The sequence below is a fragment of the Streptomyces sp. CA-251387 genome, assembly GCF_050936625.1.
Lineage (GTDB): Bacteria > Actinomycetota > Actinomycetes > Streptomycetales > Streptomycetaceae > Streptomyces.
In genome coordinates this window covers 182392-203223 of sequence record NZ_JBNJMJ010000001.1, presented here as the reverse complement: position 1 = coordinate 203223, position 20832 = coordinate 182392, and the positions used below count along the sequence as shown (strand labels likewise).

Here is a 20832-nt window from a genome sequence, read left to right as displayed (position 1 = left end):
CTAGTCCACGATGGCGCCGCAGGAGATGTTCACGTCCGTTGCGGTGAGCGTGCGGGCCTGGTCGGAGGCGACGAAGGCGGCCACATCGCCCACGTCCGCGAGGGTCGCGCACCGCCCGAGCTGCGTCGCCTCGACCAGACTGTCGACGATCGCCTCCCTGCCGGGGAACCCTTGGGGGAGGGATTCCGGCACACCGCCCGACTTGAGCGTCACCACGCGGATCCCGTGCGGGCCCAGCTCGACGGCCCACTGCCGGCGCAGTCCCTCCAGCGCGTCCAGCGCGATCTTGAAGCCGCCGAGGCCGGGCAGCGTCTGCGGCCCACCGCCACCGAAGGCGAGGATCACGCCCGTACCGCGTGCGGTCATGTGCCGGGCGGCCGCCCGGGTCGTCAGGAACTGCGAGCGCATCGCGGTCACGATGGGCTGCAGAAAGTCCGTGACCGAGATCTCCGACAGGGGCTCCTGGACATCCCCGTATCCGATGGCGTTGAACGAGACGTCAAGGCGCCCGGCCCGCGCGGTGACACCGTCGACGAAGGCGTCCACCGCCGCTTCGTCCAGCGCATCGACCACGGCGGCCTCGGCCGTGCCGCCATCGGCGCGCATCTCCTCGGCGAGCTTCTCGAGCGGCGCCCCGGTCCGCCCGGCGAGGAAGACCCGAGCCCCCTCACGGGCGAAGGCGCGCGCTGCCGCCCCGCCGATGGAACCGCCCGCGCCGTACACCACAGCGACCTTGTCCTTCAGCAACATGATCGATCTCCGTTCCGATCGGCTACCGGCTGTCCGGCCGCAGCGCGCGGCCGTGGCCCTTCATCCGATACGTCGGCACCGACCTCCGGATCTCGACACGCCCGGGTCGTCCGCGGCTCCCGGCGGCAAGGTCACGGAGTAGGAATACCCGCGGGCCGGGCCGGGCGTCCGAGGCGGACCGGGACGCCGGGGGAGTACAGCACGCTCACCGGCGCGGCGCTCGGCGCGGGCAGCCCGGCCGCGGCGACGAGGTTCTCCTCGCAGGTGATCAGCTCGGCGCGGTGCAGCGGCCATCGGGGGTGGTGGTTGGGCAGGTACGCCAGCGGCTCGTCACCGCCGAAAAAGGCGTTGTGCATGCCCCAGCGTGCGGTGAGGAAGTGCTCCAAATCGGTTGGTTCCTCGATGCGTTCACCCCTGCGCACGGTGATCCGGCTGAACGCGCCGCGCGGACCGGGCCAGCGGCGCGAGCTGGTGTAGGTGACGGTGTCGCCGACCGTGCGGACGGTCATCCGGGACCACAGGTACGGCAGCCGGAAGCCGACGCGCCCCATCACGACCGGGATCAGCCGCGCGGCGTCCATCGACCGGAACACGACGCCGCGCCGCCCGTGCGCGTCCACGGAGTACAGGCGCACGTTGGTCTCGGGAAAGGTCCCGAGATACGGCACGCCGGGCAGCCGCAGCCAGCCCACCCGGTGCATCCGGAACGCGACCAGCCCGACGTACGTGACCCCGTCGTGCGTGTCCGGAACGGTCCCTCTCGGCAGCAGTCCCGCCACGACGTCCGGTTCGACGGCCCAGTGGATGAAGGCGAGGTCGAGCCACTGCTGGGTGAGCAGAGGGGCGACTATGTGGGCGGGGGCATCCGGGGTGACAGGAGAGGGCTTCGGCACGACGCCAGAATGGCAGAGCCTCATGCGGCGGAGACCTTGAGGGCGGTCTGAGGCCACGCCGGTCATGCCGGGGTGTTCTGTCCCTCATAGCGCGCGGCGAGAGCGCTGAGATACCCGCGCAGCATGAGCTTGCTCTCGTCGAGGAGGCCAGGATCACCCTCCGGGTCACGACGGAAGGCCTCCTGTGCGAGCGCGTCGGCGGCCAGGACCGCGGCGTGACAGGCCCGCGCGAGCCCCTCGTCGTCGCGGGCGACACCGAGGACGAGCAGGATGCGCCGGATCCCGTCCGCCATCCGGCGCTTGTGCTCACGATCCGCCGCGCGGGTCTGCTCGGTCAGACTGCTGCCGAACCAAAGCGCCCGGAAGCCGTGTTCCGTCCGGTAGATCGCGGCGTAGGCGTCGATGAGCACGCCGACCGGGTCGTCCCACTTCTCGGCCGCGGCCGCGCGGACGAGGTCGTCCATGGCGGCCTCGAGGCGGGCGAGATAGCCGGCCGCGAGGGCGTCGATGATGGCGTCGCGGTCGGGCAGGTACTGGTACAGCGAACCCACCGAGACGTTCGCCTCCGCCGCGACGCGGGTCGTGGTCAGTGCCTGGACCCCTTCGCCGACCAGAACGCGCTCCGCGGCCTGAAGGACCCGGGCCAGCCGGGCTTTGCTGCGCGCCTGCTGGGGGGTGCGGCGCAGCGGAACGGGCCAGGTGCCGCCGCGCTTCGAGGCCGGATCGCCCATGCACAGCCTCCGAATCTGCATCTCGAGATCTGCATCTCGAACCTGAACGTGACTTTGTTTCACCTTTACGTTACCGTCGCGTACATGACCGACTCAAGCTCAGCGCTGGGTCAGGAGCGCGCCGCCGTGGCCGAGGCGTGCCGCCGACTGGGAGCTGAGGGGCTGCTCATCGGTACGGCCGGCAACGTCAGCATGCGCGTGGAGGACCAGGTCGCGATCACGGCCACCGGTGCCGTGCTCGCCGAATTGACGGCCGACCAGGTGACCGTCGTCGACCTCGACGGGAACGTCGTGGCCGGGACGCTGCAGCCCACCTCGGAACTGGACCTGCACCTCGGCGTCTACCGCCGCTACGGCACGGGCGCGGTCGTCCACACCCACGCGCCCATGGCGACCGCGCTGTCCTGTGTGCTCGACGAACTGCCCTGCAGCCACTACCAGTTGCTCACCCTGGGCGGCTCCGTGCGCGTCGCGCCGTACGCCACCTTCGGCACGCCCGAACTGGCCGAGTCCGTCCTTACGGCGCTGGAGGGCCGCAGTGCCGCGCTGATGGCCAGCCACGGCGCCCTCACACACGCTCCGACACTGGCCAAAGCCGTCGACCATGCGCTGCTGCTGGAGTGGGCATGCGGCGTCTACCAGCACGCGGCCGCCCTCGGGACGCCCCGCGTCCTCGACGAGCACCAGCAACGCGCGGTGATCGAGGCCGCGCTCGCCCGGAACTACGGCACCACCCACCCCGTACCGCCTGTGCAGGAGGGAAACCGATGAAGGTCGTCACGATGGGCGTACACGTGCTGGACGTGCTGGTACGGCCGGTGGAGGAGATACCCGAGGGCCAGGGCGCGACGCTGGTGGAGGACATCAGGATGACCGCCGCCGGAACAGCCGGCGGCACCGCGCTCACCCTCGCCAAACTCGGCGCCTCCGTACGCAGCGCCGGCGCGATCGGCTCGGACCCCACGGGGGACATGCTGGTCCAACTCCTCAAGACGGCCGGCATCGACACCCGATTCCTCGTCCGCCGCACGGACACCCCGACCTCCGCGAGCGTCCTGCCCATCCGCCCCAACGGCGACCGCCCGTCACTGCACCTCCTCGGCGCCAACATCACCTACGGCCCCGACGACGCGCCCTGGGACGCGATCGCCGAAGCGACCCACCTCCACCTCGGCGGCCCCGAACTGATCGGCGTCGACACCGCCGCGCGCATCCTGTCGTACGCCAAGGACCACGGCGTGACCACCTCGGTGGACCTGCTCGCCCCCGGCGCGCTGGGGAGTTTCGAGCAGATCGCGGCCTTGCTGCCGTACGTCGACTACATGCTGCCGAACGAGGACCAGGTCCTCGGCTTCACCGGCGAGGACGACCTGATCGCGGGCGCACAGAAGCTCCTGGCTGCCGGAGCCGGCCTGGTCGCGGCCACCCGTGGCGGCGACGGCGCGCTCCTTGTGACCCCGGACGGCACCGAGACGGTTCCCGCCTTCGCGATCGACGTGGTGGACACGACCGGCTGCGGCGACGCGTTCTCGGCCGGCTTCCTGCGCGGCATGAGCCTCGGCCGCACACCGTACGACTCCGCAGTCCTCGGCTGCGCGGCGGCGGCGCTGGTGGCCCAGGGCCTCGGCAGCGACCACGGAGACTTCGACCTGACCGGGGCGGACGCCTTCACCGCGGCACACAAGCCGCGCTCGTGAGTTGTGGGGCGCGAGCCCCGCCTGTGGAGCCCGGTGAAGTCGTGAGCGAGTCAGCCGGGCTGGGTCCGACCGGCAGCAGTCTCCCGCCCGCGCGGGAATCGGCACCGCCGGCGCCCCCCAGCCCCAAACACCCACTGGCGCGAGCACGACCGGATGTGCTCCCTACGCCCAACTGGAGGGCGCAGCTGCGGAAGGGCGGCGTAGGGCTGGTCTCCATGCGCCGCCGCGCCGAGCAACTCGGCGGCAGCTTCCGGCTCGTCCGCCACGGGCAGGGCCACACCGTGCTCGTCGAACTGCCTCTGGACCCGTGAGGTCGGCCTCGTGCGCCGCGGGTCAGTCGTTCGCGCGGGCGCTGTCGTCCGTGTCGTCCATCGGGCCCGGGCTTGCCAGGCCGGCGTCGCGGGGCCGGGCGACCGTGGTTGCGCGGTTGGCGGTGCCGAGTTTGTTCATGATGGTCGATACGTGGTCGGCCGCCGCGCCATCCACGCGAGCTGCTGCCGCTCGGGCGGCCGGGACCGGACGAGCCGGGCCAGCGTGTGTCCGGTGAGGATCATCGAACACAGCCCGATCAGCGCCAGACAGGTCCCGCTCACCACGCCGGTGACGAACGGCGTCAGCGCGACCGGTGGCGTGCCTGCGGGCACGATGTCGTCGTATGCCTCGGCGTCGAAGGGAGCGGCCAGCGTCAGCACGGCGATGGCGGTCGCCGCAGTGGCGACGGGCCAGCGGAGCCATGTGTGTGCCAGACGCCCCCGTGGGTAGAGGGCCATGACGATCGTGGGCAGGGAGAACACCACGAGGTAGTGCGCCCCACTGGCCACGGCGTCTTCCTGCTGTCGCCGCCCGACGGCCAGTGGTTCCGGCCGGGTTGCGTCTACGTCAGCCGATCCCGCCGGTACGCGGTGCCGTCACTCACCGAGCAGCCACTCGACGACGCTTTCGAACCATCCGCCGTCATCGTCGTCCGAGCCGGTGTCGTCCGTGCCGGTGTCGACTGCGTCAGCGGCGACCGCGTCCGAGGCCATCTGCTGAGACATCGCGTGCCGTTCCACCGCCGCGGCGTGACGGTTCGCCAGATCGAGCCGCTCGACCACATCGCCGGCCGCCGGCCCCCACACGCGGCGCGCGACGCCTGCCCCGCCGCGGATCGCCGCCCTGATCAGAAACGACATGTCGCCCCCTGTCTACCGCTGTCGTCGCAGGAGAGACACTGCGCCGCCCGGACCGGCAGCGCATGGGGCAGGAGTCCCGCTCCCGCCGGGCTCCGTGCCCGGACGGCAGCCGATGTGCCGGAGGCAGAGCGCCCGCAGGCCGGGACGCAGGCCTCATGCCGCCGGGCTTCCGGGCGGCCGACAGTGGACCCCGCCTCGGCCGGTGGGCCGTGGCACGGAACGGACCGAGAACCACCTCAACCACCAGGAGGAGAATGTGTTGAACAACCGAGGTGCCCGCAGGATCGCGACGGCCGCCGTCGCAACGGCCGCCGCAGCCGCGATCTGGGCGCCGACTCCGGCATCGGCCGCCGTGAGCGACCCCGTGCTGCACGCGAGCACGGAGAGCGAGTACACCGCCGCCTGCTCCTACAGCGCGAACGTGCAATAGGACAGGGCCACCTCACGGCTCACCGGCAGCGCCGCCGTGCAGAACCACCTGTGGATCGAGGCCTGCCGCAAGAAGCTGGTCGTGACGTTCGTGGACGACGAGGGGCACATCGCCGCCAGCGCCGACCTCGTGCTGGAAACGGCCTGCGCCACCTGGGACCCCACCTGCCCGAGCAGGATCGACAAGCCGATCAATCAGGTCGTGCCGGTCAGCCGGTACGCACGGCCGTACATCGACCACATCGACGCGGTCGTCGTCGACCGCCCGAAGTAACGGGCGGCAAAACACAGCAGCGCACCTGCGGCGGCGCGGAGCACACACCGGCTTCGCGCCGCCGTCCCATGGCAGCCGACCCAGGGACGCTCACCCCTGGGTCGGCGCCCGTTCGTCCAGGAGGCCCTCGCTGCGCAGGTCGCTCCAGACCTGTGCCGGGATCTCCGCGCCGAACGCCGCCAGATTGCGCCGTACTTCATCCGCGGTGCGCATGCCGACGACGATGCCCGCCACGGCGGGGTGACGGAGCGGGAAGGCCATGGCCAGCTCGGGGAGCGTCACACCGTGTGCCTCGCACACGTCGGCCAGGCGATGCGCGCGTCGCACCAACTGCGGTGCGGCGGGGGCGTAGTCGAAGGTGGCGTCCGCCGCGGGACGGGGTGTGGCCAGCAGTCCGGAGTTGAAGATCGACGCCGCGAGAACCGAGACCCCGCGTTCCGTGCACGCGGGCAGCAAGTCGTCGAGGGCGGTTTGGTCCAGGAGCGTGTAGCGGCCGGACAGCATCACCACATCGACGTCCGACTCCCTGACGAGCCGGGTCAGCTTGCCCGGGTGGTACATCCCCGCGCCGATCGCGCCCACCACGCCCTGCGCGCGCAGTTCGGCGAGGGCCGGGTAGCCCTCGCGCAACGCATCCTCGAAGTGGTTCTCCGCGTCGTGCAGGAGCAGCAGGTCGATGCGGTCGACGCCGATCCGCTCGAGTGAGTCCTCGACGCTGCGCAGCACACCGTCGCGCGTGAAGTCCCACACGCGGCGGTGCGTCGCGGGCACGGCGAAGCTCTCGTCCATACGACCGGCCGGATCCTGCGGGACCAGCAGTCGGCCGACCTTCGTCGACAGCGTGACCTCCTCGCGCGGCTTTCCGCGCAACAGGCCGCCGATACGGCGTTCGGAGTGGCCGATGCCGTAGTGCGGAGAGGTGTCGAAGTAGCGGATACCACCGTCCCAGGCCGCCTCGAGGGCTCCCGCGGCGGTCTCGTCGTCCAGCGGCGCGAAGAGTCCGCCGAGCGGACCGCCGCCGAAACCCAACTCCGTGACGTGCACCTTGCTTGTACCGAGCCGGTTCCGCCTCATTCACCGTCCCCTTCGTGTGCTTGGTGAAGCGTGGCCATCCTCCCGTGGCACGTGTCACCGTTCCAAGTGAAATACGCGCACCCGCTCGTCGTGCCACTTGCCGGCCGCCGACCCACTCGCCGACGCCGTGCCGGACTAGTAGTGCTTCGTTAGGTCTATTCGTTGGTGCTGATCAAGAGCATGTTGGTCGTGTGGATGCGCATGAAGTGAACCGATTACGGGCGGCGTTGGCGATGTTCGTGGCGGATGTCTTCGCCTCGGTGCCGCGTACGGATCAGCGGGCCAAGGGTGAGTGCTATCTGCGAGGCCTGATGCTCGACGGTCGGCGCAAGTCGATCCAGCCGATGGCCGAGCGTCTGCCGGACGGGAACATGCAGGCCCTGCAGCAGTTCGTGAACCAGTCGCCGTGGGATCCGCTGCCGGTCAGGCGGCGGATCGCCGAGCGGCTGTCCAGAGTCGTCAGGCCCGAGGTGTGGGTGATCGACGACGTGTCGTTCCCCAAGTGCGGCAAGGCCTCGGTCGGGGTGGCCCGCCAGTACTGCGGAGCGGTCGGCAAACGGGCGAACTGCCAGGTCGCGGTCAGTGTCCATGCCGCCACCGACACCGCCTCGTGCCCGTTGGAGTGGCAGTTGTATCTGCCGCGGGAGTGGACGGACGAGCCCGACCGCTGCCGCAGGGCAGGCGTCCCCGAGGACGTGGTGCACCGGGAGAAGTGGCGGCTCGCGCTCGGCCTGCTGGACACACTCGCCGAGTGGCAGCTGGAGGCGCCGGTCGTGGTCGCCGACGCCGGCTACGGCGTCAGCACACCGTTCCGGCTCGGTCTCCAGGAGCGAGGGCTGTCCTATGTCCTGGCCCTCAACGGGAAGGAAGTCGCTCATCCGGAGGATGTCGAGCCGCACCAGCCCGCTTATGGCGGGCTCGGGCCGCCCACCCTTCCCCGCTACCGCACCCCGCCGCGAGCCATTTCCACCCTCGCGGCGCAGGCGGGTGCCAAGCGATTCTCCGAAGTGACCTGGCGGCAGGGCAGCAAGGGCGCGATGACCTCACGGTTCACGGTGCTGACGGTGCGGCCCGCGGGCAAACAGTCCCTGGCCGCCGCTCAGGAATCTGGCGGGGGCCGCAGCCGGTGGGACGGCGTCCTGCCCACCCAGACCCTCCTGGTCGAATGGCCGGACGGCCAGGACGCCCCGACGGACTACTGGATATCGAACCTGCCCGCCACCACACCCGTCGCTGACCTGGTGCGGTGGGCGAAGATGCGCTGGCGGATCGAACATGACTACCGCGAGCTCAAACACGGCCTGGGACTGGACCACTTCGAAGGCCGAACCTGGCGCGGCTGGCACCACCACGTCACCCTCGTCACCGCCGCGCAGGCATTCCTCACCCTCCGCAGGCTCGACCCAAAAGTCGAGACACCGACGCGAGCCTCTACCAGACCCTCGACGCACTCCAAGACCTGCTGAGGTGCTGGACCGGCACCTGCACCACCTGCGGTCGCCCCCTCAAAACCAGCAGAACCAGAACCTAACGAAGCACTACTAGGACTTGTCCGGCCGATCATGTGACTACTCCGTTCCCAGGTCGTTGATGTGGACATGGGGCGGGGCGATCTGACGAATGCCGAGTGGGAACGGCTGCGGCCGTTCCTGCCTGTCAGCAATGGACGTTGTGGCAGGTGGCGGGATCACCGGCAGGTGATTGACGGGACTCTGCATCGGTTGCGGACCGGGGTTCCGTGGCGTGACCTGCCTGAACGGTTCGGCCCGTGGAAGACGGTCTATGAACGCCACCGCCAGTGGTCGGGCGACGGAACTTGGGAACGCCTGCTCCAGCAGGTCCAGGCCGAGGTCGACGCGGCCGGGGAGATCGGCTGGGACATCTCGGTCGACTCCACCATTGTGCGGGCACATCAGCACGCCGCCGGCGCCCGCACCGAACGGCCGCCTGTTCCCGCCTCAAAAGGGGACACGACGGCAGAACACCAGGGCGAAACGCCGTGGCAAAGCCTGCTCGCCCATCTGGTGGAGGTGGTGCAAGAGGTGAGGGGCTGGGCCGATCGCGGGGCGGGTTCAGCACCAAGCTCCACCTGGCGCGGACGACCGCTGCCGGCCGCTTTCCCTGATCGTCACACCTGGACAACGGGCGGACTGTACCCAGTTCAAGCCCGTGCTGGAGAAGATTCGCGTGCCGCGGATCGGGCCGGGAAGGCCACGCAAGAAGCCCGACAGCGTCGCTGCCGACAAGGCTTACAGCAACCGCCCCTGCCGCGAGTACCTTCGGCGCCACGGCATCCGGCACACGATCCCGGAGAAGACCGACAGTCAGGCCGCCCGCCTGCGCAAGGGGTCACGCGGCGGACGGCCGCCGGGCTTCGACGAAGAGCTGTATAAGAAGCGCAATACCGTCGAACGGGCGATCAACCGCCTCAAACAGTCCCGAGCAGTGGCCGCGCGGTATGACAAGCGCGGTTATATCTTCCTTGGCACCGTCACCGCAGCGTCGCTTGCAATATGGCTCCGGTCCTGACAAATGCGAGACAGGTCAGAGCCCACGCAGGCTGATCTGTGAGTGCCGTCTTATGGTTCCGGGATGAGTAACTCTGATGCGGCTGCTGTCCTCACAACCTCCGACCTGTCTGAAGCGATATGTGCGGTGCGTACTTTGCTGGGCATGGCAGACATCGATCAGGGAGAGGTCGACTTCGAAGCCGTGATCAGGTCGCCGGATGTCCTGGCGCAAGTACGTCACGTACTGCCCGACCTCGAATGGTGGGCATTGGCTGGCAAGGAGCACGGTTCGTCGGAGGCCGGCGACAACCCTGCAGACCGTCTGCCGATCCGAGTGTTCGACTGGTGTCGTCCGCTGGACCGCGCTGAGCCCTTCATCGCTGCTATGGGGCCGGATCCCGCGGCTGTTCGGTGGGATCTGGACGCATGGCCTGCGGTTCCCGAAGCGGGACTGGAGGCGATCTCGCAGAAGTACGCGTACCTCACGCTGACAGTGAATTCCCGGGACCTCTACCAGGACGAGCCGTCGCAGGACCACACCGTCCACGTGCACGTCCGGAACCGGGACGGCGACCAGATCGCCCGCGTCCATTGGCTCGCCGATCAAGTGGGTGGCCGGTTCACAGGCAGGGTGGAGTCGGCGCCGCTGTAACCCCTCAGCAAACAGGCAAAACCGCCCGTCTCCATCTGCCTCTGCCGCATGATCGGCCGGAAAAGCCCTAGTAGTGCTTCGTTAGGTCTATTCGTTGGTGCTGATCAAGAGCATGTTGGTCGTGTGGATGCGCATGAAGTGAACCGATTACGGGCGGCGTTGGCGATGTTCGTGGCGGATGTCTTCGCCTCGGTGCCGCGTACGGATCAGCGGGCCAAGGGTGAGTGCTATCTGCGAGGCCTGATGCTCGACGGTCGGCGCAAGTCGATCCAGCCGATGGCCGAGCGTCTGCCGGACGGGAACATGCAGGCCCTGCAGCAGTTCGTGAACCAGTCGCCGTGGGATCCGCTGCCGGTCAGGCGGCGGATCGCCGAGCGGCTGTCCAGAGTCGTCAGGCCCGAGGTGTGGGTGATCGACGACGTGTCGTTCCCCAAGTGCGGCAAGGCCTCGGTCGGGGTGGCCCGCCAGTACTGCGGAGCGGTCGGCAAACGGGCGAACTGCCAGGTCGCGGTCAGTGTCCATGCCGCCACCGACACCGCCTCGTGCCCGTTGGAGTGGCAGTTGTATCTGCCGCGGGAGTGGACGGACGAGCCCGACCGCTGCCGCAGGGCAGGCGTCCCCGAGGACGTGGTGCACCGGGAGAAGTGGCGGCTCGCGCTCGGCCTGCTGGACACACTCGCCGAGTGGCAGCTGGAGGCGCCGGTCGTGGTCGCCGACGCCGGCTACGGCGTCAGCACACCGTTCCGGCTCGGTCTCCAGGAGCGAGGGCTGTCCTATGTCCTGGCCCTCAACGGGAAGGAAGTCGCTCATCCGGAGGATGTCGAGCCGCACCAGCCCGCTTATGGCGGGCTCGGGCCGCCCACCCTTCCCCGCTACCGCACCCCGCCGCGAGCCATTTCCACCCTCGCGGCGCAGGCGGGTGCCAAGCGATTCTCCGAAGTGACCTGGCGGCAGGGCAGCAAGGGCGCGATGACCTCACGGTTCACGGTGCTGACGGTGCGGCCCGCGGGCAAACAGTCCCTGGCCGCCGCTCAGGAATCTGGCGGGGGCCGCAGCCGGTGGGACGGCGTCCTGCCCACCCAGACCCTCCTGGTCGAATGGCCGGACGGCCAGGACGCCCCGACGGACTACTGGATATCGAACCTGCCCGCCACCACACCCGTCGCTGACCTGGTGCGGTGGGCGAAGATGCGCTGGCGGATCGAACATGACTACCGCGAGCTCAAACACGGCCTGGGACTGGACCACTTCGAAGGCCGAACCTGGCGCGGCTGGCACCACCACGTCACCCTCGTCACCGCCGCGCAGGCATTCCTCACCCTCCGCAGGCTCGACCCAAAAGTCGAGACACCGACGCGAGCCTCTACCAGACCCTCGACGCACTCCAAGACCTGCTGAGGTGCTGGACCGGCACCTGCACCACCTGCGGTCGCCCCCTCAAAACCAGCAGAACCAGAACCTAACGAAGCACTACTAGACGGCTCTGTGACCCCTCGCGCGCCTAACCATGCAGTTCCCGATAGGCGACGACCGCCCCGGGATGCAGCGGTACGACGCCGGTGGAGATGAGACTGCGGGCGTCGAGGAACTGGGTGCCGAGGGCCGTGGTGGGGACGAGGCGGGTGGCGTGGCGTACCAGGACGTGGGTGAGGGCGGCAGCGATGGGGGCGGGCAGGTCGGGGCGGCACAGGAGCAGGTTGGCCACGCCGATGGTGGCCACCTCGGGAGTGCCCCGGTACGCCCCGGCCGGCACCGTCACCGCCTCCAGTCCCGATCCGGAGCGTCCGGCCCCGGCCCGCAGGCGGGGCAGGAGGCCGGCCAGCGGCAGGAGGCGGATGCCGGGCCGGGGGGTGAGGCCGGAGAGCACCGGCAGCGGGACGCCGCCCGCGACCAGGAGGGCGTCGATGGAGCCGTCGCGCATCGCGTGGGCCGCCTGCGGCATCAGCAGGTGGCGTACGTCGACGTCGGTGCCCGGGGCCAGGCCCGCGGCGCGCAGCAGGCGGTCGCCGAGCACGGCGCCGCCGGATGCGGGTGCGCCCAGGGAGACGGTGCGCCCCGCCAGGTCGGCGACGGTGCGGATCGGTGCGTCGGCGCGTACCGCCAGCTGGATGTAGTTCTCGTAGACGCGGCCGATCGCTCGTAGCGGGACATGGGTGCTGAACGGTGGGGTGCCGCCGTACGCGGCCAACGCGATGTCGGCCAGGGCCAACGCCACCTCGGCCCGACGCGCCTGCAGCAGCCGTACGTTGGCCACGCTGCCCTCGCTGCCGAGCACCTCGCAGGACAGCCGGGGATAGGCCGCCGTCACCTGTGCGGCGAGGAGGCGGCCGAAGGCCGTGTAGAAGCCGTCGGTCTCGCCGGTCGCGATCCGCAGCCTGCCCTCCGGGCCCCGGTCCGGCTGCCGGGAATCGGCTGTACCGGCGGCCGCCAGCAGCCCGGCGCCGGCCGTGCCGAGTGCGGCGCGCAGGGCGGTGCGGCGGGCGGGGCCGGTCATGCCGTAGGCCCTTCCGGGCGGGGTGCCGCATGCTGGGCGCGGGGGAGTAGGACCCGGACGCGCAGGCCGTGGGGCTGGGCCGGGGCGAACTCGATGCGGCCGCCGCGGCCGGCCGTCAACTGCTCGGCGATCGCCAGGCCGAGGCCGCTGCCGCGTACGTCGCGGTGGCGTTCGGAGCGCCAGAAGCGGGTGCCGGCCTGAGTGAGTTCGCCGGCGGCGAGGCCAAGGCCGTCGTCCCGCACCTCGAACACCGCGTTCCGGCCCTCGGTGAAGCAGCGGGCCTCGACGCGGGCGCCGTCCCCGGCGTACTTGATCGCGTTGTCGAGCAGGATGTCGGCCATCTGGGCCAGTTCGCCCTCCGTGCAGGCCATGGGGATGGCGGGGCCGGAGACGAACTCCAGGTGTACTCCGGCCTGTTCGGCCACCGGCTGCCACAGCTGTGCCTGGGCGGCGGCGACCGTCGTCGCGTCGCAGCACGCTTCGCGCGTGTCCGTCACGGCCAGTTCACCGGCGCGGTGTTCGGCGTTGGCGAGGGCGAGCAGGTCGTCGAGGAGGTGTTCCATGCGTTCGAGTTCGGCGGTCACGCCCGTGTACGTGCGGGTGGCGGAGGCGGGCAGGCGGGGCTGGAGGGAGTCGATGCGCAGGCGCAGGGCGGCCAGCGGATTGCGCAGCTGGTGCGAGGTGTCGGCGACCAGACGGCGCTGCTGTTCCAGCGCGGTGGTCACCGCATCCGCCATGCGGTTGAAGCCGGTGGCAAGCTGGCGCAGTTCGGGCGGGCCGCCGGCCCGGGCGTGCTCGGCCGGCAGCCCGGCCGCCAGCGCGCCGACCGCACGGTCCAGGCGGTGCAGGGGGCGTACGACCCACCGTGTGGCGGCGCGGGCGAGCAGCACACACGCCACGGCGAACAGGCCCGCGCCGAGCAGGACGAGCGCCCAGCGCAGCGCGATGTCGTCGGCGGCGGCCCGCACCGAGGCACGCAGCACCACGGCACCGGACACCCGGGTTCCGGTGCCCACCGGGCGGGCGAGCAGCTTGTCGCCGCGGGACCAAGGGCGCAGCGTGCCCCCGGGCGAGACGGGCTGGTTGCGCAGCGCCGCGTCGACGAGGCGGGCGACGGCCGGATCGGCGGCGCGCAGGCCACCGGTCTGTACGACCGGGGCGCGGCGGGCGTCCACGACGACGACGGCCTCGCCGTACAGCTGGGTGTACCGGCTGACCTCGGCGGTCAGCGCGCCGGTGTCGCCGCTTTCGGCGGCCTGGTCGGCCAGTGCGGCGAAACGGTCCAGGTCGGCGGTGCGGGCGGCGACGAGCTGCTCGGTGCGCTGCGTGGCGGTGACCCCCAGCAACGGGACGGCGAAGCCGGCCACCGCGAGCACCGCGAAGGCCAGGACGACGGTCAGTACCCGAGTACGCATGAGCCCGTTCAGCCGCCGAACCGGTAGCCGAAGCCGCGGATGGTGGTCAGCACCTCGGGGCGGCCGAGCTTGGCCCGCAGCTGGGTGAGATGGACGTCGAGCGAACGGGACACCGCCAGGTACGCGTCACCCCACACCTCGTCCATCAGCTGCTGACGGCTGACCGCGGTACCGGCCCGCGCCGCGAGCACGGCGAGGACCGCGAACTCCTTCGTCGTCAGCCGCACCTCGGCACCGCCGACCGTCACCCGGCGCGCGTCGAGGTCGACTTCGACGTCACCGGCGCGGACCGTACGAGGCGCCGCGGCGGCGGGTGTCGCGGCGCGGCGGGTCACGGCCTCGATACGGGCCAGCAGCTCGGCCAGCCGTACCGGCTTGACCAGATAGTCGTCGGCACCCAGCCGCAGGCCGCGTACCACCGACCGTTCGTCGCCGCGCGCGGTGAGGACCACGACCGGCAGGCCGCTCACCGCGCGCAGCTTGCGCAGCACCTCCAGGCCGTCGAGGTCGGGCAGACCGAGGTCGAGCAGCAGCAGGTCGGCCTGGCGGTGGCGGGCGAGGACGTCCCCGCCGCGCCGCACCCGGGTGGGCAGATGACCGTGCTCGTACAGGGCCTCGGTCAGCGCACCGGCCACACCGTCGTCGTCCTCGGCCAGCAGCACCCGCACGGTCGCCACCCTTCCCGTCAGTCCCGAGCCTCGCTCTCCAGCGGCGATCCGTCCGACGTCTCGCGCATCCGAATGTAGACGAGCAGCGAGACCAGGACGCAGGCGGTGACGTAGTAGAAGTACCAGCTCTCGTGACCGGCGTTCTTGAACCACAGGGCGACGTACTCGGCGGTCCCCCCGAACAGGGCCACGGTCAGCGCGTAGGGCAGGCCGACGCCCAGCGCCCGGATCGAGGTCGGGAACAGCTCGGCCTTCACGACCGCGCTGATCGAGGTGTACAGGGAGCTGACGGCGAGCGGCCCGACCATGAGCAGGAAGGCGTAGAGCGGGTCGCTGGTGTGGGACAGCAGCGTCAGCGAGGGCACCACCACCACGGCGCCCAGCGCCCCGAACGCGATCAGCATCGGACGCCGCCCCACCCGGTCCGACAACAGCCCCATGACCGGCTGCAGCATCACGAACACCAGCAGCGCGAAGAAGTTGATCCACGCCGCCGTCGGCTTGGCGATGCCGCTGGTGTTGACCATGAACTTCTGCAGATACGTCGTGTACGTGTAGAAGAACAGCGTGCCGCCCATGGTCAGCCCGACCACGACCAGGCACTGCCGCGGGTACGACAGCAGCATCCGCAGACTGCCGCGCGCCGGCCCGTCGCCGTCCCGCTCGCCGCCGTCCTCGGCGGCCGCGCGCTCGAAACTCTCCGACTCGTCCATGCCGCGCCGCAGCCACAGCACGACGATCGCCCCGGCGGCACCGACGACGAACGCGACCCGCCAGCCCCACGCCTCCATCTGCGCGCCGCTGAGCACCTGCTGCAGGACGATCTGCAGGCCGAGCGCGGTCAGCTGCCCGGCGATGAGCGTGACGTACTGGAAACTCGAGTAGTAGCCGCGCCGCCCCGGCGAGGCCACCTCCGACATGTAGGTCGCCGAGGTCGAGTACTCACCGCCCACGGACAGGCCCTGCAGCAGCCGCGCGGTCACCAGCAGCACCGGCGCCACGACACCGATCGCGCCGTACGACGGCGTCAGCGCCACGATCAGCGAACCCGCCGCCATGAGCGTCACCGACAGCGTCAGCGCCGCGCGCCGCCCACGGCGGTCGGCGTACCGCCCCAGCACCCAGCCGCCGATCGGGCGCATCAGGAACCCGACGGCGAACACCGCGGCGGTGTTCAGCAACTGGGCGGTCTGGTCACCGGACGGAAAGAACGCGGCGGCGAAGTACACGCTGAACGCGGTGTACGCGTACCAGTCGTACCACTCGATCAGGTTGCCGATCGATCCGCGCACGATGTTGCTGACAACCCTGCGCTCACTGCGGCCCGCCTGGTGCCCTACGGCTGCCGTGGTCTGTGTGGCCATCGAAAACTCCCTTGTCTGCGGCCGGGAGCACACAGAGTCGACGGCACGGCAGGGCCGTTCAACATCGCGAACGAAGTCCTAACAGTCCCTTAGGGATGAGGCTCTGGCGCAGGGCCCCATGGACCGTGCGATACGCAATCCGACGTCGTCGACGTCGAACCCGTCGCGTCGGGACAGGGTCCAGTGCCCGTCAGCCGAGGCCCGGCGGTGTCCAGTCGGCGTGCCGCAGGATGGTGCGGACGGTCGCGCCGGCGGGTGCCAGCCGCAGAGTGGTGTTCCGTACGGCGACGGCCAAGGGGTGGGTCAGTTGTTGACCCATGCGGCCGGCCTGGCGGGCGGCGCGTGCGACGGACTGGCTGCGCGGGCGGCGCTCGGCGTCGTACCGGGCCAGCGCCGCCTCGACGGTGGGCTCGGTGGCAAGCGCGGCGGTGAGCACGGCCGCGTCCTCGAGTGCCTGGCAGGCACCCTGGCCGAGGTTCGGGGTCATGGCGTGGGCGGCGTCGCCGAGCAGGGCGATCCGGCCTGCGGTGAAGGCGGGCAGGGGGATCGCCAGTTCGTGGATGTCGTGGTGCAGGACGGCGTCGGGGGCGGTCGCGTCCAGCAGCGCGGGGATGGGATCGTGCCAGTCGCCGAAGCGGCGGCGCATGGCGGCGAGGGCGTCCGTGTGCCGCACCCCGGGCGGCGAGTTGAGCACCGCGTGCCACTCGGCCCGGCCGTCGGCGAACGCGATGTGGCCGAACTCGGCCCCCTTCCCCCAGGTCAGTTCGAAGTCGGTGTCCAACTCGACCGGGCGCTCGGTGATCGCGCGCAAAACCGTCGACCCGCTGTAGGCCGGGCCGGGGTGCCGGGGGAACAGCTGGGCGCGCAGCCGGCTGCCCACCCCGTCGGCGGCCACGACCAGGTCCGCCTCCAGGACACCGTCCCCGAGCCGCACCCGCACCCCGCTGGGGCCGGTACGGTCGACGGACATCGCCTCGACCCCGACCACCAGGCACTCGGACGGCAGCGCAGCGCGCAGCAGGCGGTGCAGCACGGCCCGGGGGATACCGACGATCGGCGTACCCAGCTCGCGCTCGAGAGCGGCCCCGTCCATCCGGGCCAGCCAGCCGCCACCGGGGACCCGGGTACCCCCGCTGTACTGCGGTCGCCCCGCCGCCCGCACCGCCTCGCCGACACCGAGGACGTCCAGGGCACGGATGCCGTTGGCGTGCAGGGAGATACCCGCACCCGCATCGGCGAGGACGGGGGCGCGTTCGACGACCGTCACCTCCCACCCGATCAGACGCAGCCCGATCGCGGCGGCCAGCCCGCCAATACCTGCGCCCACCACCACCGCGCTGCCGCTGCCACCCATACGGCCCTCCCTCGCCCGCCCGTTCCTGCATCTACAGATGTAGAAGGAGAGTACCCGGCTCCTCTACAGGTGTAGAAAGGGGTGTGCCCACAGACCGACGTACCGTCCTCGCCGACGCGGCCATCGACGTGCTCGCCGATACCGGAATCCGGGGACTGACCCATCGCGCGGTGGACCGGGCGGCAAACCTGCCGCCCGGCACCACATCCGCCTACTACCGCACCCGCCAGGCCCTGCTCACCGCATTGGTCCGGCGCCTGGTCGCCCTCGACCAGGCGGAACTCCAGGCGATCGGGGAACAGACGCCGGTGCCGCAGAATGCCGAGGAACTGGTCGCCGGCCTCGCTGCCTTCGTCGAGCAACGGCTCACCGGTGACGGACGGCGACGCTCCCTCGCCCGCTACGCCTGCGCCATCGAGAGCGTGCACCACCCCGAGCTGCAGGAAATCCTCGTGCCGCGCCAGAACGCGGCACGACACGTCGTACGCGACTTCCTGGCCGGGCAGGGCGTCACGGACGCCGAGGACCGTACCGTCACGTTGCTGACCTGCGTCGACGGACTGGTCTTCGACCGCCTGGTGGGAGGCGGAACCGTCTCGGAGCAGGAGATCCGCGGGCTGGTGGCGGCGGCGCTTCGGTAGCCCACACTGGCGGGTACCGGCCGGGCCGAATGGCCGGGTGCTCCTGGGGCCGCAGGCAGACAGGGGGGCGGGGCAGGAGGTTGTGCGCTCGGCCGCAACGCGATGGGCGCAGTCGGGAAGCCGTCGGGGCCCGTATGGCCGTCGGGGCCCGCATGCGCGTGAGCGTCCCGCGTCGCACCCTGGTGCCATGGCAACCACGCAACCCGTCGTCGTCTACCCACCCGCCGAGGACGGCGGGCGGCGCGTGCGGGCTGACGATCACTTCCTGGGCATGGCGTACGGGCTCTTGGACGTTGCCGAGTTCCTGCGCCGGGCGGGGATCGAGGATGCGGACCCCGAGTACGTGCGGGCATCCGGGCTGATCGAGTGGCGTGGCGGTGGCCCGGACGTGTGGGGGCGCTGAACGGTCCTCCGGCCCTCTAGTCCTCGTCGAAGACGAGATCCTCGGGGCTGCGGGTCATTTTCACGGTGGTGCCGGAGACCTGGACGACTTCGTCGAGTCCGGTGGTGAACTGGCCGGTGGGCAGGATGAGGAAGCGGTCGGCCTGCTGGTCGAGGTAGGCGGGGAATCCGGCGAGGTCGGTGTCGCCGAGGTTGAGGTAGTCCACCAGACGGCGAAACAGCTTGGGGAAGATGACCTCGTCCTTCGTGAGCGAGGACATGCCGGTGATCGTCGCTCCCGTGAGAGTCGAGTCCTCGGTCCACAGGCCCTTGGGCGGCGTGGCAGAGCGTGCGGCTCGGACCGCGGTGGTGATCGCGTTGCGCAGGTCGTGGAAGAGGGTGCGGTAGTACAGCGGATACGCCAGCCCCTCCACGATGAGGTGATGGTTGACGGTGTTCTCCAGCAGCCTCGCGTCCATGAACACCTGCGTGCCGCTGGCGGCCGGGGGTGTACCGCGCCCGGCGAAGGCGATGCAGCGGCGGCTGGGGTCGACGCCCCGGGTCAGGATGTAGCCGGGCACGCTCGCCGGCGCCGAGGCCGTCACCGTCTCGTCCGGCTCGCGCGTGACGCTGGTGAAGCCGACCCAGGTCAAGAGCGTGTCCCGGGCCGCATTCGCGTAGGTGGGAGGCTGAGCGACGGTGGGGCCGGTTCGGGAGTAGTGGGTCTCCAGGGTGTCGATGCCCTCCAGACGCAGCTTGCCCCGGCCGGCCGCGTTGCGCTTGACCTTGCGAGGGCCGCCGATGAGGTCCCACTCGTCCGGGTCGTCGGGCCGGAAGTGGATGGTGTCCCCGTCCGGCTGGGTGCCCACGATCTCGTACGAACCCTTGATCAGCAGCATGGGCATGGCGGCGCTCCTCATGGTCGCTGGTGACTTCACTGTGGCCCTGTCTGCGTTGCGCGGCACGGTGCCGGGCCGGAAGCAGGCGACAGCTCATACAACTGGCGGACGGAAGCGCAGACATGGCATGCGGGGTGCGTACGATGGGGTCGGACAGACGCCGAGTGCTGCGACGTTGGCGGGAGGTGCTCGTTCCCGCATCGAATCGGAGGTACGTCAGATCAGGTCAGGACAGGTTGTCGATCTTGCTGCGGACCTTGTTCACGATGGTGGCCGGGAGCGTCGCGTAGCCCTGGAAGCTCAAGTCCTCCTGCCCCTTGGGGCCGGCGATGTACGTCAGGAACGCCTTCGTGGCGGACCACGTCGTCGGCTTGTTGCCCTTGTCGCAGACGATCTCGTACGTGACCATGTCGATCGGATAGGCGTCCGGGGCTTTGGTCGTGTAGTCGAGCTCGAGCACCAGGTCGTCACCCGCGCCGGCGATTTCGGCCTCGGCGATGGCTTTGGAAGCCGTGAGGATGCTGGCGTCGACAGGCGCGGGGGCGCCGGTGGCGATCGAGGCCGTGGGAAGGGTGCGGGCGAGCGCATACGACAGCTCTACGTATCCGATCGCACCCACCGTCTCCTTCACCTGGTCGACGAGCCCGGAGGACCCCTTGGCGGAATGGCCGCCCTTGGCCTTCCACTCCTTGTCGTGCCCGTGCGGCCAGGCGCTCGGTGCGGCCGCGCTCAGGTAGGAGGTGAAGTTGTCCGTCGTGCCGGAGGAATCGGAGCGGTGTGACGCCTGGATCGGCGTCGACGGCAGCTTGGTGCCGGGGTTGAGCTTCGCGATCGCCGGATCGTTCCACTTGGTGATCTGCGAGTCGAAGACCTTGGCGAGCGTGGGTGCGTCCAGGACCAGCTTCTTGACCCCCGGCAGGTTGAAGGCGATGGCGATCGGGCCGCCGAGCATCGGCAGGTGGACGGCCCGGCCGCTGTTGGAGCAGGCGCTCTTGGACTGGGTGATCTGGGCGGCGCTCAGTGCGGAGTCGGATCCGGCGAAGGCGGTTCTGCCGTCGAGGAAATCGGCCTGGCCGGCACCGGAGCCGTTGCCTTCGTAGCTGATCCGGGTACCGGGGCAGGCCCGCATGTAGTTCTTGATCCAGAACTGCATCGCGAACTCCTGCGCAGTCGAGCCCGACGCCGACAGCGTGGCCGCCTTGCCGCACTTGATGTCGCCGGCCCCCGTGGCGGCGGGCGAGGTGGCCGTGGGTGATCTGCCGGAGCTCTGTGCGCTGCCGTCCGAGCCGCAAGCCGCCAGGAGGAGCACGCCGGAGACGACCGCCGAGCCGATCGCCAGGGTGCGCAGCCGGCTCTTACGCTGACGCTTCACTCTTCGGTGCTCCTTCCGGTGGTAGCGACCATGACCGTCCACCGCGGCAACTATAGGTAACG

At 70.5% G+C, this 20832-nt stretch carries 23 protein-coding genes and 1 pseudogene; 11 read left to right on the top strand and 13 right to left on the bottom strand.

The window, feature by feature from the left end; genetic code table 11:
* From ACQEV2_RS01015 to ACQEV2_RS01005, 3 genes are all read right to left on the bottom strand, one after another.
* On the bottom strand, positions 1-750 hold the full coding sequence (locus ACQEV2_RS01015; protein WP_433035242.1) for an SDR family NAD(P)-dependent oxidoreductase: 750 nt from the start codon (positions 748-750) through the stop codon (positions 1-3).
* Between the two features lie 131 nt (positions 751-881).
* Positions 882-1643 carry a YqjF family protein gene (locus ACQEV2_RS01010; protein WP_433035239.1) on the bottom strand — a complete coding sequence of 254 codons (762 nt, stop codon included), beginning with the start codon at positions 1641-1643 and terminating at the stop codon, positions 882-884.
* Positions 1644-1705: 62 nt separating this feature from the next.
* Positions 1706-2374 (bottom strand): TetR family transcriptional regulator, encoded by a 669-nt coding sequence (locus ACQEV2_RS01005; protein WP_433035236.1) that lies wholly within the window; start codon positions 2372-2374, stop codon positions 1706-1708.
* A gap of 84 nt (positions 2375-2458) precedes the next feature.
* Here ACQEV2_RS01005 and ACQEV2_RS01000 point away from each other — a divergent pair, with 84 nt between their 5' ends.
* From ACQEV2_RS01000 to ACQEV2_RS00990, 3 genes are all read left to right on the top strand, one after another.
* Positions 2459-3145 (top strand): class II aldolase/adducin family protein, encoded by a 687-nt coding sequence (locus tag ACQEV2_RS01000; RefSeq protein WP_433035233.1) that lies wholly within the window; start codon positions 2459-2461, stop codon positions 3143-3145.
* Positions 3142-4071, top strand: coding sequence for a carbohydrate kinase family protein (locus tag ACQEV2_RS00995; protein ID WP_433035230.1), 930 nt, complete (start codon positions 3142-3144; stop codon positions 4069-4071). The genes ACQEV2_RS01000 and ACQEV2_RS00995 overlap by 4 nt, the downstream gene beginning before the upstream one ends.
* A 155-nt stretch (positions 4072-4226) precedes the next feature.
* Complete coding sequence (locus tag ACQEV2_RS00990) at positions 4227-4382, top strand: hypothetical protein (RefSeq protein ID WP_433035227.1); 156 nt, start codon at positions 4227-4229, stop codon at positions 4380-4382.
* Between the two features lie 135 nt (positions 4383-4517).
* On the opposite strand, the gene ACQEV2_RS00985 is transcribed toward ACQEV2_RS00990, so the two are convergent.
* Positions 4518-4892 (bottom strand): hypothetical protein, encoded by a 375-nt coding sequence (locus tag ACQEV2_RS00985; protein ID WP_433035224.1) that lies wholly within the window; start codon positions 4890-4892, stop codon positions 4518-4520.
* A gap of 87 nt (positions 4893-4979) precedes the next feature.
* Entirely contained in the window at positions 4980-5243 is a 264-nt protein-coding gene (locus ACQEV2_RS00980) for a hypothetical protein (protein ID WP_433035221.1), read from the bottom strand.
* Between the two features lie 259 nt (positions 5244-5502).
* Between ACQEV2_RS00980 and ACQEV2_RS00975 the strand changes: the two genes are divergently transcribed.
* Both ACQEV2_RS00975 and ACQEV2_RS00970 read left to right on the top strand, forming a co-directional pair.
* On the top strand, positions 5503-5673 hold the full coding sequence (locus ACQEV2_RS00975; RefSeq protein WP_433035218.1) for a hypothetical protein: 171 nt from the start codon (positions 5503-5505) through the stop codon (positions 5671-5673).
* A 36-nt stretch (positions 5674-5709) separates the two neighbouring features.
* Positions 5710-5946 carry a hypothetical protein gene (locus tag ACQEV2_RS00970; protein WP_433035215.1) on the top strand — a complete coding sequence of 79 codons (237 nt, stop codon included), beginning with the start codon at positions 5710-5712 and terminating at the stop codon, positions 5944-5946.
* Between the two features lie 90 nt (positions 5947-6036).
* Here the strand turns inward: ACQEV2_RS00970 and ACQEV2_RS00965 are convergent, their stop codons facing one another.
* Positions 6037-7020: an aldo/keto reductase gene (locus ACQEV2_RS00965; RefSeq protein WP_433035212.1), complete on the bottom strand. Its 984-nt coding sequence runs from the start codon at positions 7018-7020 to the stop codon at positions 6037-6039.
* Positions 7021-7211: 191 nt separating this feature from the next.
* Between ACQEV2_RS00965 and ACQEV2_RS00960 the strand changes: the two genes are divergently transcribed.
* The 4 genes and pseudogenes from ACQEV2_RS00960 (at position 7212) to ACQEV2_RS00945 (ending at position 11580) form a co-directional block, all read left to right on the top strand.
* Positions 7212-8486, top strand: coding sequence for an IS701 family transposase (locus ACQEV2_RS00960; protein ID WP_433034744.1), 1275 nt, complete (start codon positions 7212-7214; stop codon positions 8484-8486).
* A gap of 132 nt (positions 8487-8618) precedes the next feature.
* Positions 8619-9549 (top strand): annotated as a pseudogene (locus tag ACQEV2_RS00955) (IS5 family transposase).
* A 144-nt stretch (positions 9550-9693) separates the two neighbouring features.
* Positions 9694-10182 (top strand): hypothetical protein, encoded by a 489-nt coding sequence (locus ACQEV2_RS00950; RefSeq protein WP_433035209.1) that lies wholly within the window; start codon positions 9694-9696, stop codon positions 10180-10182.
* 123 nt (positions 10183-10305) lie between these two features.
* Positions 10306-11580, top strand: a complete 1275-nt coding sequence (locus tag ACQEV2_RS00945) for an IS701 family transposase (protein WP_433034744.1) — start codon at positions 10306-10308, stop codon at positions 11578-11580.
* Positions 11581-11683: 103 nt separating this feature from the next.
* Here the strand turns inward: ACQEV2_RS00945 and ACQEV2_RS00940 are convergent, their stop codons facing one another.
* The 5 genes from ACQEV2_RS00940 to ACQEV2_RS00920 form a co-directional block, all read right to left on the bottom strand.
* Positions 11684-12676: a TAXI family TRAP transporter solute-binding subunit gene (locus ACQEV2_RS00940; RefSeq protein WP_433035206.1), complete on the bottom strand. Its 993-nt coding sequence runs from the start codon at positions 12674-12676 to the stop codon at positions 11684-11686.
* The gene (locus ACQEV2_RS00935; protein WP_433035203.1) at positions 12673-14091 is read right to left on the bottom strand and encodes an ATP-binding protein; all 1419 of its coding nucleotides are present in this window, start codon (positions 14089-14091) and stop codon (positions 12673-12675) included. Before ACQEV2_RS00935 ends, ACQEV2_RS00940 begins: the two co-directional genes overlap by 4 nt.
* Positions 14092-14099: 8 nt before the next feature.
* A complete protein-coding gene (locus ACQEV2_RS00930) occupies positions 14100-14759 on the bottom strand; it encodes a response regulator transcription factor (RefSeq protein WP_433035200.1) in 660 nt (219 codons plus the stop codon).
* Positions 14760-14776: 17 nt separating this feature from the next.
* Positions 14777-16123 carry an MFS transporter gene (locus ACQEV2_RS00925; RefSeq protein ID WP_433035197.1) on the bottom strand — a complete coding sequence of 449 codons (1347 nt, stop codon included), beginning with the start codon at positions 16121-16123 and terminating at the stop codon, positions 14777-14779.
* A gap of 190 nt (positions 16124-16313) precedes the next feature.
* A complete protein-coding gene (locus ACQEV2_RS00920; protein WP_433035194.1) occupies positions 16314-17477 on the bottom strand; it encodes an FAD-dependent monooxygenase in 1164 nt (387 codons plus the stop codon).
* Between the two features lie 83 nt (positions 17478-17560).
* On the opposite strand from ACQEV2_RS00920, the gene ACQEV2_RS00915 reads away from it, so the two are divergent.
* Positions 17561-18118 (top strand): TetR/AcrR family transcriptional regulator, encoded by a 558-nt coding sequence (locus ACQEV2_RS00915; RefSeq protein ID WP_433035191.1) that lies wholly within the window; start codon positions 17561-17563, stop codon positions 18116-18118.
* Between the two features lie 187 nt (positions 18119-18305).
* Positions 18306-18521 carry a hypothetical protein gene (locus ACQEV2_RS00910; RefSeq protein WP_433035188.1) on the top strand — a complete coding sequence of 72 codons (216 nt, stop codon included), beginning with the start codon at positions 18306-18308 and terminating at the stop codon, positions 18519-18521.
* Between the two features lie 16 nt (positions 18522-18537).
* On the opposite strand, the gene ACQEV2_RS00905 is transcribed toward ACQEV2_RS00910, so the two are convergent.
* A complete protein-coding gene (locus ACQEV2_RS00905) occupies positions 18538-19404 on the bottom strand; it encodes a nuclease (protein WP_433035185.1) in 867 nt (288 codons plus the stop codon).
* A gap of 220 nt (positions 19405-19624) precedes the next feature.
* Positions 19625-20770 (bottom strand): phosphate ABC transporter substrate-binding protein PstS, encoded by a 1146-nt coding sequence (gene pstS, locus ACQEV2_RS00900; protein WP_433035182.1) that lies wholly within the window; start codon positions 20768-20770, stop codon positions 19625-19627.
* Positions 20771-20832: the final 62 nt, after the last annotated feature.